Raw genomic sequence first — 13,400 nt, forward strand, 5'->3', positions numbered from 1 at the left:
TTAAACTAATTCTATTAGTTTGCTTAAATCTGTAATTTCAATATGCGGCATTACTCTGGTTTCACCTTCTTCAAACAAACTACGGCTATCAAGGTTAATCCAACACGCTTGTAATCCACTACTAACGGCTCCCTCGACATCGGTTACAAGGTGGTCTCCCACATGTAGGATTTTCTCATGTGGAAGATCTAACAGTGCGGCAGCTTTATCAAACATATCAGGATAAGGTTTAGAGCGACCATCAGGGCCAGCTTTTAAAATATGTGAAAAATACTGTCCTAAACCACAACTTAATGGGTTTGCATTACCATTTGTAATCGCAATTAATGGGATTTTCTGTGCCAATTCGGTGAGAACATGATGAGTATTATTAGGTACATTAATGCGGCTACGCCAATAAGCAAAGTGCGCCATAATTTCATCCGCACCTTGTTGTGCTTTGGCTTCACTGTAACCGTAATCTAACAACATATTTCTAGCCGCAAGCCAACGCCATTGCGTAATATCATGAAAAATATCAGGATCATTTTCTAAAAGTGGCTTTTTGTAGGCATCCACATCGTGTTCTGTAAAATGATTAAAACGCAAATCATATTGACGAATAAAATCCAGCGTCTCTTTTTCTGTTTTATCCATCACTGGCACATTGTCATACAGCGTATCATCTAAATCAAAAGTCATCGCTGCGATTGGCGTCAGAGTTCTGTAAAAGCGCATTATGATTTTTCTCTCTTAGCTCTCGGATGAGCAGCATCATAGACTTTCGCTAAATGCTGAAAATCTAAGTGGGTATAAACTTGTGTAGTCGATAAATTAGCGTGCCCTAATAACTCTTGTACAGCACGCAAATCACCACTGGATTCCAATAAATGTGTGGCAAATGAGTGGCGCAATTTATGAGGGTTCACATGGCTACTTAGTCCTTGCTTAATCCCCCAAAGTTCAAACCGTTTTTGTACACTGCGCACAGATAAACGCTTACCACTTTGGGTTGAGATAAAGACAGCTTTATCTTCAGGTGCATAGAGCTCTCGTATCGGAAACCAATTTTGTAACCACTCTAGCGCTTTTCTTCCCAACGGCACTTTTCGTTCTTTACTCCCTTTACCTAAAACACGAACTTCGCCTTCATTCATGTCGATATCGCTAATATTTAAGTTAGTCAACTCTGATAGACGTAATCCTGCACCATACATCACTTCCAACATGGTTCTATCTCTAACAGAAAGCGGATCTTTTAGGTCGATATTCATCAATTGGCTAACTTCATCAACATCCATATTTTTAGGAAGGTGACGACCCGATTTAGGCGTTCGAATACCTTTTGCTGGATTAACCTCTAACATTCCTTGTGCCACTTGCCAATCAAGAAAACTACGTAACGCCGAAAAGCGCAAAGCAAGACTAGTCGGTTGTAACCCGCTACGATTGCTTTTTGCTAATAACATGCGTACATGTTGGCTTTCGAGTGATATCCATTGTGTGATTTTCATCGCCACCATCATTTGTGCTAATGCCATCAGTTGGCGATGATAATTTTCTACTGTGACAGGGCTTAATCGACGTTCAACTTGAATATAACGCAGGAATTGCTCGATAGCGGTGGAGAGTGTTTCTGGAATATCTATTGGTTGATTCATTGCCTTGCAATCCAACGAAGTAATAATTCGGGTAAAATATGGGCTAGCTTATCCAGCATTACTGTTCCCATCCCTTCCTGAAAATGTTGGTTATCTCGGCTATTAAAAATAATCACCCCCAAATCACCATAATGCCCTAACAATGAAAGCGCAACGGAACCAGAACGTCGTACATTCGGCATCAATAACATTATCTCTTGCCCATTTAATGGGCCTAAATAGTGATTATCATCACCCATACGTTGAATGCGAAAATGTTCAAATGCTTGACGAGATAATGGGAGATCTTGTGCATCTAAAGGTGGCTGCAATTGCCAGCGATCAGTAAATAGGCGTAATTGAACTGAATAAAGCCCTAATCCTTTTGCCCAAAGGTTTAAGCGCTCTAGCATTTCGTGAAGAGAAGCACTGTTGGATAGTTCAGAAATTAATAATAAGAGTTGGCTAAACAGTGCTTCATTTTCCGAGGCTTGTTCTATCAACAAACGCATATCTTCTTCAAGATAATGGATACGGTTTCGTTGACGCGACATTATCCATTCAACTAAAGAAACAGTTCCTCTGACGGGATGAGGAACTTTCATTTGCTCGATATAGCTTGCATTACGGATAAAAAAACCAGGATGCTCCCTAAGGTAACGGATCACTTGTTGATCATTAAGTTCATTTGTTTCAGGGCAACAAAACTGCTCATTTTTATCCGTCATACAGATAGCCTCTCAAAAAATAATATTATAGCTGGATGATCCCATCATAAATATGTGTCGCTGGCCCAGTCATATAAAGAGAGTTACCCTCTCCTTTCCATTCAATTAGCAGTACACCACCGGGTAAAGTCACTTTCACTCGTTTATCTAATAAACCTTGTGAAATACCGATGGCAACAGCAGCACAAGCCCCGCTACCACAGGCATTCGTTTCGCCCGCACCTCGTTCAAATACCCGTAAATGAAGGTTGTTTCTGTCTACAATCTGCATAAAACCAATATTAGCACGTTCAGGAAAACGTTCATGTTGCTCTAACACAGGTCCTAACAACTCAACTTCGGCTGTTTTAATGTCTTCGACCTGAATGACGCAATGGGGATTTCCCATTGAAACTACACCACATAATACAGTGCGTTCCATTGCCCTGATAATATAGGTCTTTTCTGCCTTTTGTGCACGGAAAGGGATTTTTTGAGGTTCAAATTCGGGCTCCCCCATATTGACGCACACATCGTCATTATCCATAACTTGCAAGGTCATTCTGCCAGACTGTGTACTGACTTTTATCTCTCTTTTGTTTGTAAGACCTTTTAATCTCACAAATCGAGCAAAGCAACGAGCGCCATTACCACACTGCGCAACCTCACTTCCATCCGCATTAAAAATGCGATAATGGAAATCGAGTTCAGGATCATAAGGTGCTTCAACCACCAATAATTGATCAAACCCAACACCAGTATGGCGATTCGCTAATCGACATATTAATTCTGGTGAAAAATAAACATTTTGAGTCACAGCATCGACCACCATAAAGTCGTTACCAAGACCATGCATTTTTGAAAATTGCATCTTGCCCCTGCCTGAAACGAAATTACCGTTTCTAAAATTGACTAATTGGTCTGAGTTGAGGCGCTCTCAACTTGCTGGGTTGGCTGGGGTGACTGTGTCATTTTTGCCTGAGTATCTTCAGGTGGGAAATAAAGAGGGCCTTTCAAGCCACAACCAGAAAGAGAAATCAGTGTTATTATAGCAAGAGTGCAACGTAAATACGTTTTCATTCGAAATCTGCCTGTCATTTATTTGGTTAATATCCTCTATAATCGCAGTTAGATCTCGAAAAGCAAATAGGAAATGAAGATGAACGACAGTGAATTTCACCAATTAGCTGACGAACTCTTGTCAGAAATAGAACAAACTATTGATAATTATGAAGGTGACGCAGATATTGATTGTGAAATCAATGGCGGTGTAATGACATTAACCTTTGAAAATAATAGCAAAATTATTATTAATCGTCAGGAAGCGTTTCATCAAATTTGGTTAGCAACACGTTCTGGTGGTTATCACTTTGATTGGAAAGATAAGCAATGGATTTGTGATAGAAGTGGCGGTGAATTTTTAACCATGCTAGCACAAGCAATAACAGAACAAAGTGGGGAAGCGTTTTCTTTCTAAGAAGCGCGGTTAATTACAATAATGGGAGCTATCAAAGCTCCCATTATTGTTTTTATTGGCTCGTACTCAATTAAGTGTGTTGCACAGCTTTATAATCTGTAAATCCGTGGGCAACAACATTCATCTCAGGTTGCGCTTCTTTACTACTTAGATCGGATAATTTACCAAATGATCCGCCAGCAAAAGGTAGCACTTGTGTTAAGCCTTCCACTTTCACAATTTGATAAAATTGTGGCAAGTTAAAATTAATAAAGCTTGAGCCATATGTAAATCGGTCATGAGAGGAAGAGTAGAAACGGCTAACATCTTTCACTAACTCTTCTTTACTTCCTTCACAATGGGAATAAATTTCGACGCGATTTGCTTCATCTAAGATATAGATATTAAAGACATTATTATCTTCTGTGGTTTCAAAGAAGAATTGGATAATCCCTTCACACGCAAAACCATCAATCACCGCAGGTAAATAGCGAGCATCTTTATCTAATTTAACCGGCAACCCATGAAGCTTGTTATATGAAATTGCACCATAAAACTCGATAGCATTTTCTAATTTTTGTACTGACACATTGAGGCGTTCAAAGAACAATCCCCACGTTTGCCCAGCAATACGCAAAGCTTTAAAACGCCCCGGCTCTAAACGATTCGTTGATAACCGCAATTCAATACATTCTGAAACTAACTGCTGAACACGAGTACGGATTAAACCACGCAAATGTTGGCTATAACAGAATACTTCAACAGAAGCAGGTGGAGCCGCATCTTGGTGCATTTTACCTAAAATCGTCTTTAACGATTCCAACATAGATTGTGTACCACTGAAATGAAGGGTTCTTACTTCATTCCAAGAGTTACGATACAACAAATCAATGCTACCAATAAGACACTGCTCTTTTTCCCCAAAACTAAAGACATCTAATTTTCTAAAATCAAAATGAACCACTTGATCAGAAAAACTTTCGGTTGGGTCAGTTTCTAAATTGACAATAATCGCAAGGTGTCTAATTTCACAAGGGCTATACAGTGCTTTCGGTGTCGGTGCAGGTAAACGAATCGGGAAATGGCTCGACATATCCCTAACTAATTCATGTAGTTTAATTTCATCACAAGAAGATTCTCCTTGATGAATATAAACTCGAGACTCTTTCGTTAACAGCCCATTAAAGTAAGACCATGCCACTAATTTATTTAAATAGCGGTTATATTCTAATGGTTGATGTCCAACGATATTTTCAAAATCAGGGGCACGATTATATAAATACCAACCGCTACGATTTGCTCGGCCTTGTGGTACATAAATAAAGGTTAAATGCGACTCTGATAAATCAGGAGATATTTGCGGATTAACCAGTGTCACTTTACCAGGCAATGCTTCAAATGCCGCATAAAGTTTACGTGTTAATACACCAATATCTTGTGGGCTTGCACTGACACTTAAATTATTGCGACGCGCGAAACGGATAAGATTACGATAGCTTTGCATCATCGTATCTAATAGTTCGTTGTGCGCATCACGTACTCGCTCGATTTTCCAGCTATCACGGGTATCGAGTATCGTTAACCGTTCGTTATCCCATTGCCACTGAGTGACCAATTGCGATAAAACTTGTCGTCTCCAACCTTCGGATTCATTTTGTGTTTTTTCGTTAGATAATTTTTCACACACTTTAAGGTAGAAACAGCGACGGATAAGATCAAGGCGGGTTAAATCATTGATAGAAACCAAATAGCGAGTAACACGCTCAAGCATCATACAATAAGCATCTAAACCATAATTAACGATTTCGCCACGGTGTAGATGTTGCTTCATCTCTAATGCCAGCAGTTTTCCATTAGGATAATCCGCTGAATAAGCTTCTAATAAAATACTTTTTAATACCGCTTTATATGGTGAATCAACGCTTTTATAAAGCTGCCATAAACTTGCGCCGAAATACTCTTCGGCTGAAAGTTCACCTAACCCCCCCAAATCTAACCACTCATTAGGTGTTAATACGCCCTGAGCATAAAGGGAGTTAACATATTCATCATAATGGTGTTCTTCTTCTACTGGCACCATCGTCCATAGCAAGCGTTTACCTGCAAGACGTACCGCTGTACGGTAAAATTCGTCAAGTAAAAGAATATGTTGAGTAGAACCACAATCTTCCCCACCTAAGCTACCGCTTGCATGATGGCGAAATCTATTTTCATCGATTAAGAAAAATGTAACGTCAATGCCTAGCTCACCAGCCCACTGTTCAATCAGTTGGCACTTACGTTGTAAAAGCGCACGCTCATCCTGATCCAGCCATGATTGATGGCAGACCCAAATATCAATATCAGAGCAGTGACTTTGCCCAATAGAAGAAGTGCTACCCATCGAGTAGATGCCTGTAATTGGCAACTCTCCGCTGGCGTACCCTTCCATTGGCTCATCACATAATGCGTTAATCAGCTTATTGGCCCATTGACGTTGCATGTCATCAGGTTCAAAGAAACATGTGCCGTGAGGAACATTTCCTTGTATGTAGCCGGGCAACTCAGGATGGTGGTAATGCAATAAAACAGGAATTAAACCATAGACCTGTTTAAAAACATCACACATCGATGCAAATGCTCGTTCCAGTCTGAGTTGATTAATCGCATCCAGCCGTTGCTTCAGTGTTTCAATATAAAGATACAAGAGTTTCGCCTGAACAATACTAAGAAGATAGTAGAATCTGAGTTTATAAGTCACCAAGGTTGAGTTAAGTAATATTAATAGATAAAACTTTACTAACAAAATCTCGGAAACGTGATCAATTTAACACCTTGAACGCAAGGCGTAAAGAGGATCTCAAAATATAGCACCAAGATCTAAAAGTGATATTTAAACGCTTAATCGTGTAAAGCTATCGAATAAACGCCCTTAAAATCATGAAGATAAATCACTTTACTTACATAAAAAATGATAAAAAAAATCGCTCAATCCTCTCTTTAGCCTATAAAAATCCCTGTTTACTTAATGATGAAACTGAAAATAAATTTTGACAAAACATCAAAAAGTGATAAAAAATCGGAAATAGAAACAACTGATTGATAATAATGAATTATTTATATTTTTTGATTGTTTTTCATTTTTATACTTAAAATAATAATTCTATTTTTAATATTGCGATAATAATATTTAAAATAATATTTAATTTTTATTAATTATTTATTTAAATTAAGACTAAATTATTTTCTCTATTTTTATTATTTCTCTTTCTTTTATTTAATAATAATTTTGTTAAAATTTATCGTGTTTTTATATATTAAAAAAATAATAAGAAAGATAAGCATATTTACAATAATAGCCGTTTTATCAATATGTTCAGATAAAACATAATATTTATATCTCTTCTTGCTTATAGCTTGTTAACAAACATAATCTAATGTTTTAATTTTGTTAATAACCACACTTTTAATATAGATATAAAAAGAATAAAATTCTAAAAATAACTAAACCCAATAGTATCCATTAATAAATTACTTATTTTTTATTTCCTTTTTCTTTTTTTCTTTTTCGATGATGACCTCATTTCTTTCATTGTTATTACGATACAAAGCGCCTTAACTGGAAAATTGGGCCTTAAAGTGTTAAAACAATGGCTTATTTCTAAACAAAAATATCGCTAATCGCTCGGAAGAGATAATACTATTATGTCAAAAAGTACCATCCGTATTGCTACCCGCCAAAGTCCTCTCGCTATGTGGCAGGCGCTTTATGTGAAAGAACAACTGCAACTTACTCATCCAGGTTTAGTCGTCGAATTAGTACCGATGGTCACTAAAGGTGACATCATCCTAGATACACCTTTAGCTAAAGTGGGTGGCAAAGGGTTATTCGTAAAAGAATTAGAACTTGCTCTACTTGAATCACGTGCAGATATTGCTGTGCACTCCATGAAAGATGTTCCTATTGATTTCCCTGAAGGCTTAGGGTTAGTTACTATTTGTGAACGTGAAGATCCTCGTGATGCCTTTGTTTCTAATCATTATAATGCGTTAGAAGAACTTCCTGCGGGTAGTATTGTAGGCACATCAAGTTTACGTCGCCAATGTCAATTAAAAGCACAACGCCCTGATCTGATTATTCGTGATTTACGAGGTAATGTAGGCACTCGCTTAAGTAAATTAGATAACGGCGATTACGATGCTATTATTCTTGCTGTTGCAGGCTTAAAACGCCTAGGCCTTAATGAACGTATTCGTACGCCATTATCAGCTGAGCAATCTTTACCCGCGGTTGGACAAGGCGCTGTGGGAATTGAATGTCGCTTAGATGACAATGAAACTCGCCAGCTATTAGATGCGCTCAATCATTCCCGAACAGCAATTTGTGTTAAAGCAGAGCGTGCAATGAATACGCGCCTTGAAGGCGGTTGCCAGGTTCCAATTGGAAGCTACGCTATTTGGCAAGATGACAAAATTTGGTTGCGGGCTTTAGTCGGTTCACCTGATGGTGAAACTATTTTACGAGGTGAACGTTTAGTGACGCCTGAAAACGCTGAAACCGCGGGCATCTCATTAGCTGAAGAGCTTTTAGATAAAGGTGCAAGAGCTATTTTAACGGCAGTGTATCAAGGTAGCACACCTGCATGAGTATTTTAGTTACTCGCCCCAACCCAGCAGGAAAAGCATTAACCCAGCGTTTAATTGATGCGGGTAAAACAGCTTTTCAAGCACCTTTAATCGAGATCACCGCAGGTCGTGAACTCCCTTTATTAGATGCTAAACTAAAAGGATTAAAGGCGGGTGATTGTGTATTTTTACTTTCCAAAAATGCGGTGTCATACGCAAACTGGCAGCTAAATCAATTACAACAATCATGGCCAGATACGCTATCCTATTATGGAATAGGTAAAAGCACAGCGAAAGATTTCCAACATTTAAGTAGTCTTCCAATTTGCTACCCTGAGCAAGGAGAAACCAGTGAGGATCTTCTTAACCTTTCTGCGCTTAATCAGGTGAAAAACAGGCGAATATTACTGCTTAGAGGTAACGGTGGTCGTGACTTACTCGCAAAAACATTGAGTCAACGAGGCGCAATTGTTGATGAATGCGAATGTTACCAACGCCTATTTATTAATTATTCCCCTGAAGAATTTGCGCTTCAATGGGAAAAAGCACAGGTTGATACGCTTGTTGTCACTAGCGGTGAAATGTTACAACAACTGTTTGATCTAGTCGCTGAATCTAAAAAAGCATGGCTGTTAAACTGCCATTTAATTGTGGTCAGTGAACGATTAGCAACAATAGCAAAAACATTAGGGTGGGAAACTATCACCGTTGCTGAAAGTGCCAATAATGATGCTTTATTTCATGCATTAATATAGAACCTAAATGAGACGCCGATATGACGGAACAGAAAAATACAAATGATAATGACTTGCCAAAAGATGCAGTTAAAGCTGATGAGAATGTCCGCTATCAGGAAGTCAAACCTGTTAATAACAAGCGCTCAGGCCTAATTGGAAGTGCTGTTGCTATTCTTGTTATTTTGGCAATCGGTGGTGGCCTTTACTATTACACCAATCAACAAGCATCAAAGCTGAGTGTAGAAAATCAATCACTCAAATCTGAGCTTACCCAATTACAACAGCTCCAAAACACTTATCAACAACGCTTTGACAATATTGATAGCATGTTTAACTCACAAAAACAGACTATTGATAAGTTACAAAATGAGCGCCAAACAACAGAGCGCCAAATCCAAGATCTACAAACACGCTTTGCCGCTATTTCTAATGCAGATGTCAAAAGTTGGCTATTAGCACAAGCTGATTTTATGGTGAAAATGGCAGGTCGGAAGTTGTGGAATGATCAAGATGTCGTGACCGCAGTAAGTCTACTAAAAGGTGCTGATAGTAGCTTAGCGGAAATGAATGATCCGAGCTTACTTGAGATCCGCCGTGCTATTAATGAAGACATCAGCAGTTTAGCTGCTCTCACTAAAATCGATAATGATGGCACCATCTTACAATTAAACCAGTTAGCGAATCAGATTGATAATCTCCGCTTAGCGGGTTTGGAGCGTAATGGCTCACCAATGGATAAAAACGACGAAACCATTTCAGGTTCACTTTCTGATTGGAAACAGAATCTCAGCAAAAGCTGGAAAAGCTTTATGGATGATTTTATTACTATTCGTCGCCGTGATACCGCAGCCGTTCCTTTATTAGCGCCAAACCAAGATATCTATTTACGTGAGAATATTCGTTCACGTTTATTAATTGCTTCCCAAGCTGTTCCTCGCCATCAAACTGAGATCTACCAGCAATCGCTTGAGGCAGTATCCACATGGGTTCGTGCTTATTTTGATACCTCTGATCCAAGTACAACCGCATTTTTAGATACGGTATCTGATTTAGAGAAACAACCTATTACGCTTGCAATACCATCAGAATTGAAGAGCCCGACCTTGCTAGAAAAACGAGTAGAAAAGCAAATCCGCAATTTACTGGCACAAAATGAGTATGCAGAGCCACAAATTGCTGAAACACAAGCTGTTGAAGCCCAAGATGCCCAAGCTGTAGAAGCTGAACATAACGCATCAGAAAGCGCACAAGATGCCGCAGCTGATAGCACAGCAGTTGATGCACCAGTAACACCTCGAGGAGAATAGGCTTATGTTAAAAATACTGCTCCTTTTTGTGGTGCTTATTGCGGGTATCATTTTTGGCCCACTATTGGCAGGCCATCAAGGTTATGTGCTTATACAAACTGATGATTGGGATATTGAAACCAGTGTAACCAGCTTGGTCATTATGTTTGTTTTGCTACAATTAGCACTACTACTAATTGGTTGGAGTTATCGTCGCTTTATTGGTACAGGCTCAAAAGCCTATAGTTGGTTTTCTTTCCGTAAACGTAATCGTGCGCGCAAACAAACCAGTATGGCATTAATGAAATTAGCGGAAGGTGATTTTAAAGAAGTTGAAAAACTGATGAGTCGCAACGCAGACTATGCTGAACAGCCAGTTGTAAACTACCTATTAGCAGCAGAAGCAGCACAACAGCGCGGTGATGAATTCCGAGTTCAGCAACACCTTGAACGCGCAGCTGAGCTTGCCGATACCAATCAACTTCCAGTTGATATTACACGGGTGCGTATTTTATTGGCGCAAAATGAAAATCATGCAGCGCGTACTGGCGTTGATGAATTATTAAATCAAGCACCTCGCCATCCTGAGGTTTTACGTTTAGCTGAAACGGCTTATACCCGAACCGCTGCTTGGCAAGCATTGCTTGATATCATTCCTTCCATGCAAAAAATTGCATTACACACGGATGATGAACTCGCTCAATTACGCCAAAAAGCCTACATTGGCATTATGGGGCAGAAGATGTCCGAAAATGGCTGTGATGGACTGAAAAATTGGTGGAAAGCGCAGCCTCGTAAAGTGCATCACGATAATGCATTACGTGTTGTTTTAGCTGAACACCTTATTGAATGCAACGATCCTGATAGCGCTCAAACGATCATCTTAGACGGCATTAAACGCCAATATGACGAGCGTTTGATCCTACTATTACCTCGTTTAAAAAATACAGATGCCAGTGTGATTTTGAAAGTACTCAATTCATTAATTAAACAGCATGGGCCAACACCATTACTCAATAGCACATTAGGTCAGATAGCAATGCAACAAGGGCAATGGGGTCAAGCTGAAGAGGCTTTTCGTAATGCATTAAAACAACGCCCTGATGTTCATGATTTTGCGTGGCTTGCTGATGCATTAGATAAACAGAAAAAATCTGAAGAGTCGGCGAAAGTGCGTAAAGATGCTTTATTAATGACACTGAAAAAAGACTCTGTCATTTTTGAAGAGCCTAAAAAAAGTAAATAAACACATTCGATGAGAACGTGATCATAAATCGTTTAATTAACTGATCTAAAAACCCTCTTTATTGAGGGTTTTTTTATGTGATTTAAAAGCCTCGTTGAAATAACAACACCACTTCTACACATAGAGTCAAAAACACATACACCCAAGCGATACGATAAAAGCGAGTGGGTATTCCCTTCTCATTTTCTTGCTTAAATGCCAAATAATGTTTTTTCGCTTGATAAAACACGACGATATAAATCAGTGCGATCCCCTGACAAAGAAAAACCACATATTTAGCCCATGATTTGCCACCTATAATGAGCATGATAAGAGGGATCAAAAAAAACAATAATGGGCCAAACTTCTCTATAAGAAAGAGTTTTTCTTGTGCAAGATATGCTTTTTGCTTATTTATCATATTGATGCTATCCCCAATCTCCCCTTGCACTGGATAATAGCGTGTTAATGCAGTGAATACAAAATGGATGTGTGGTTGGTATATAAAAAAACGCCTGTATAAAACTATACAGGCGCATAAATATACAATCAGGTCTACAGACGGATGGTGCCTCACTCAACGTTTCGTCCTGTTGATGATGAATGATGTTCATCGTTAACGTGGACGTAGGCACCGAATAATCGGCTCTGCATCATTCCTAGGTTTATGAAGTCATATGCTGTCATAAGGAGTGGAATGAGCATCTACAATATACATAAAGCATTTAGCGTGCCAATTTTTCATTTTTTATTAAAAATATCCCCTATCCCTAAAAAAGTAAGGTAACTTATTGAATTCTAGTTTTCCTTTCTGACTCTACTCATTTTCAATGATAAATAAACAACGACCTGTACTTCCAACACGCTATTGCTAAATAGAAAAAGAAAATATAGTGTCTGATATACGTCTCTTTTTCACGACAAGAAAAACACAACCAATATTTAACCCTATAAAATAAATGTATTACATGTCTCCTATTGGAGACACCCAAAGTAGCGAGTGTTGGCATTTGCCGACAAATAAAATAAAAGACTTATATTTCATATAATTACTATCTATTATTTTATGTATTTAATTCATCTTTTTTTGAAGATTAAAATTCAGCAATAAATTAAATTATTAATAACTCTTAAGTGATAAGAACGATATTTCTGTTAAAAGCATCATTTTAGTTTTCTTATCTGAAACACATAACACGAAATAAAAAACATAAATTGTAGATGTAGATGTAGAAAAAGTATGGCGGGTTTTAAAAAGCTAAATCGTAGATACGAAAAAGCCTCGATATAATCGAGGCTTTTTCTTATTGGTCGGCGAGAGAGGATTCGAACCTCCGACCCACTGGTCCCAAACCAGTTGCGCTACCAGGCTGCGCTACTCGCCGTCTGCATCACTGCTCTTATCTTGTTTATTGGTGCGAAGGGGGGGGACTTGAACCCCCACGTCCGTTAGGACACTAACACCTGAAGCTAGCGCGTCTACCAATTCCGCCACCCTCGCATAAACAATAACTAAGATAAGATGGGGTGGCTAATGGGACTCGAACCCACGACAACTGGAATCACAATCCAGGGCTCTACCAACTGAGCTATAGCCACCATAACAGCTATCTTATTACTTCTTACAACAACGTTCTTCACCGTAACTCTTAGCACGCTTTAATGGCGCGCCCGACAGGATTCGAACCTGAGACCTCTGCCTCCGGAGGGCAGCGCTCTATCCAGCTGAGCTACGGGCGCTTCACGCCGTTGCGGGAGAGGATAG

Annotated in this window: 12 protein-coding genes and 4 tRNA genes; 5 read left to right on the forward strand and 11 right to left on the reverse strand. The window is 39.0% G+C overall.

Annotation, left to right across the window (positions count from 1 at the left end; translation table 11 throughout):
* From yigB to lptM, 5 genes are read right to left on the reverse strand one after another with little or no spacing between them, the layout of a single operon-like run.
* Window positions 1-717 (reverse strand): 5-amino-6-(5-phospho-D-ribitylamino)uracil phosphatase YigB, encoded by a 717-nt coding sequence (gene yigB, locus CUB63_RS09945; RefSeq protein ID WP_109847969.1) that lies wholly within the window; start codon window positions 715-717, stop codon window positions 1-3.
* Window positions 717-1,640: a tyrosine recombinase XerC gene (gene xerC / locus CUB63_RS09950; RefSeq protein ID WP_109847970.1), complete on the reverse strand. Its 924-nt coding sequence runs from the start codon at window positions 1,638-1,640 to the stop codon at window positions 717-719. The genes yigB and xerC overlap by 1 nt, the downstream gene beginning before the upstream one ends.
* Window positions 1,637-2,347 (reverse strand): DUF484 domain-containing protein, encoded by a 711-nt coding sequence (locus CUB63_RS09955; protein WP_072064596.1) that lies wholly within the window; start codon window positions 2,345-2,347, stop codon window positions 1,637-1,639. Before CUB63_RS09955 ends, xerC begins: the two co-directional genes overlap by 4 nt.
* Window positions 2,348-2,372: 25 nt before the next feature.
* Window positions 2,373-3,197: a diaminopimelate epimerase gene (gene dapF / locus CUB63_RS09960; protein ID WP_072064597.1), complete on the reverse strand. Its 825-nt coding sequence runs from the start codon at window positions 3,195-3,197 to the stop codon at window positions 2,373-2,375.
* Window positions 3,198-3,238: 41 nt separating this feature from the next.
* On the reverse strand, window positions 3,239-3,406 hold the full coding sequence (gene lptM, locus CUB63_RS09965) for an LPS translocon maturation chaperone LptM (protein ID WP_006535806.1): 168 nt from the start codon (window positions 3,404-3,406) through the stop codon (window positions 3,239-3,241).
* A gap of 79 nt (window positions 3,407-3,485) precedes the next feature.
* Between lptM and cyaY the strand changes: the two genes are divergently transcribed.
* The gene (gene cyaY / locus CUB63_RS09970) at window positions 3,486-3,803 is read left to right on the forward strand and encodes an iron donor protein CyaY (RefSeq protein WP_109847971.1); all 318 of its coding nucleotides are present in this window, start codon (window positions 3,486-3,488) and stop codon (window positions 3,801-3,803) included.
* Between the two features lie 70 nt (window positions 3,804-3,873).
* Here the strand turns inward: cyaY and CUB63_RS09975 are convergent, their stop codons facing one another.
* A complete protein-coding gene (locus CUB63_RS09975; protein ID WP_229096567.1) occupies window positions 3,874-6,468 on the reverse strand; it encodes a class I adenylate cyclase in 2,595 nt (864 codons plus the stop codon).
* 998 nt (window positions 6,469-7,466) lie between these two features.
* On the opposite strand from CUB63_RS09975, the gene hemC reads away from it, so the two are divergent.
* From hemC to hemY, 4 genes are read left to right on the forward strand one after another with little or no spacing between them, the layout of a single operon-like run.
* Window positions 7,467-8,408, forward strand: a complete 942-nt coding sequence (gene hemC / locus CUB63_RS09980) for a hydroxymethylbilane synthase (RefSeq protein ID WP_072064601.1) — start codon at window positions 7,467-7,469, stop codon at window positions 8,406-8,408.
* On the forward strand, window positions 8,405-9,142 hold the full coding sequence (gene hemD / locus CUB63_RS09985; RefSeq protein ID WP_072064602.1) for a uroporphyrinogen-III synthase: 738 nt from the start codon (window positions 8,405-8,407) through the stop codon (window positions 9,140-9,142). The genes hemC and hemD overlap by 4 nt, the downstream gene beginning before the upstream one ends.
* Window positions 9,143-9,162: 20 nt before the next feature.
* On the forward strand, window positions 9,163-10,431 hold the full coding sequence (gene hemX, locus CUB63_RS09990) for a uroporphyrinogen-III C-methyltransferase (RefSeq protein ID WP_006535815.1): 1,269 nt from the start codon (window positions 9,163-9,165) through the stop codon (window positions 10,429-10,431).
* A gap of 4 nt (window positions 10,432-10,435) precedes the next feature.
* Window positions 10,436-11,656 carry a protoheme IX biogenesis protein HemY gene (hemY, locus tag CUB63_RS09995; RefSeq protein ID WP_072064604.1) on the forward strand — a complete coding sequence of 407 codons (1,221 nt, stop codon included), beginning with the start codon at window positions 10,436-10,438 and terminating at the stop codon, window positions 11,654-11,656.
* An 82-nt stretch (window positions 11,657-11,738) separates the two neighbouring features.
* On the opposite strand, the gene CUB63_RS10000 is transcribed toward hemY, so the two are convergent.
* The 5 genes from CUB63_RS10000 to CUB63_RS10020 form a co-directional block, all read right to left on the reverse strand.
* Window positions 11,739-12,056: a hypothetical protein gene (locus CUB63_RS10000; protein WP_109399694.1), complete on the reverse strand. Its 318-nt coding sequence runs from the start codon at window positions 12,054-12,056 to the stop codon at window positions 11,739-11,741.
* An 887-nt stretch (window positions 12,057-12,943) separates the two neighbouring features.
* A tRNA-Pro gene (locus CUB63_RS10005) sits at window positions 12,944-13,020 on the reverse strand.
* A 28-nt stretch (window positions 13,021-13,048) separates the two neighbouring features.
* A tRNA-Leu gene (locus CUB63_RS10010) sits at window positions 13,049-13,136 on the reverse strand.
* A gap of 22 nt (window positions 13,137-13,158) precedes the next feature.
* Window positions 13,159-13,234 (reverse strand) — tRNA-His (locus CUB63_RS10015).
* A gap of 64 nt (window positions 13,235-13,298) precedes the next feature.
* Window positions 13,299-13,375: transfer RNA gene (locus tag CUB63_RS10020), tRNA-Arg, on the reverse strand.
* Between the last annotated feature and the right edge of the window lie 25 nt (window positions 13,376-13,400).

It is taken from the genome of Proteus penneri, from assembly GCF_003144535.1.
In the GTDB taxonomy this organism is placed as follows: domain Bacteria; phylum Pseudomonadota; class Gammaproteobacteria; order Enterobacterales; family Enterobacteriaceae; genus Proteus; species Proteus penneri.

Excerpts from the sequence above, each read along its gene's own strand:
- yigB (WP_109847969.1), bottom strand. The coding sequence starts at position 717 with ATGCGCTTTTACAGAACTCTGACGCCAATCGCAGCGATGACTTTTGAT.
- xerC (WP_109847970.1), bottom strand. The coding sequence starts at position 1,640 with ATGAATCAACCAATAGATATTCCAGAAACACTCTCCACCGCTATCGAG.
- CUB63_RS09955 (WP_072064596.1), bottom strand. The coding sequence starts at position 2,347 with ATGACGGATAAAAATGAGCAGTTTTGTTGCCCTGAAACAAATGAACTT.
- dapF (WP_072064597.1), bottom strand. The coding sequence starts at position 3,197 with ATGCAATTTTCAAAAATGCATGGTCTTGGTAACGACTTTATGGTGGTC.
- lptM (WP_006535806.1), bottom strand. The coding sequence starts at position 3,406 with ATGAAAACGTATTTACGTTGCACTCTTGCTATAATAACACTGATTTCT.
- cyaY (WP_109847971.1), top strand. The coding sequence starts at position 3,486 with ATGAACGACAGTGAATTTCACCAATTAGCTGACGAACTCTTGTCAGAA.
- hemC (WP_072064601.1), top strand. The coding sequence starts at position 7,467 with ATGTCAAAAAGTACCATCCGTATTGCTACCCGCCAAAGTCCTCTCGCT.
- hemD (WP_072064602.1), top strand. The coding sequence starts at position 8,405 with ATGAGTATTTTAGTTACTCGCCCCAACCCAGCAGGAAAAGCATTAACC.
- hemX (WP_006535815.1), top strand. The coding sequence starts at position 9,163 with ATGACGGAACAGAAAAATACAAATGATAATGACTTGCCAAAAGATGCA.
- hemY (WP_072064604.1), top strand. The coding sequence starts at position 10,436 with ATGTTAAAAATACTGCTCCTTTTTGTGGTGCTTATTGCGGGTATCATT.
- CUB63_RS10000 (WP_109399694.1), bottom strand. The coding sequence starts at position 12,056 with ATGATAAATAAGCAAAAAGCATATCTTGCACAAGAAAAACTCTTTCTT.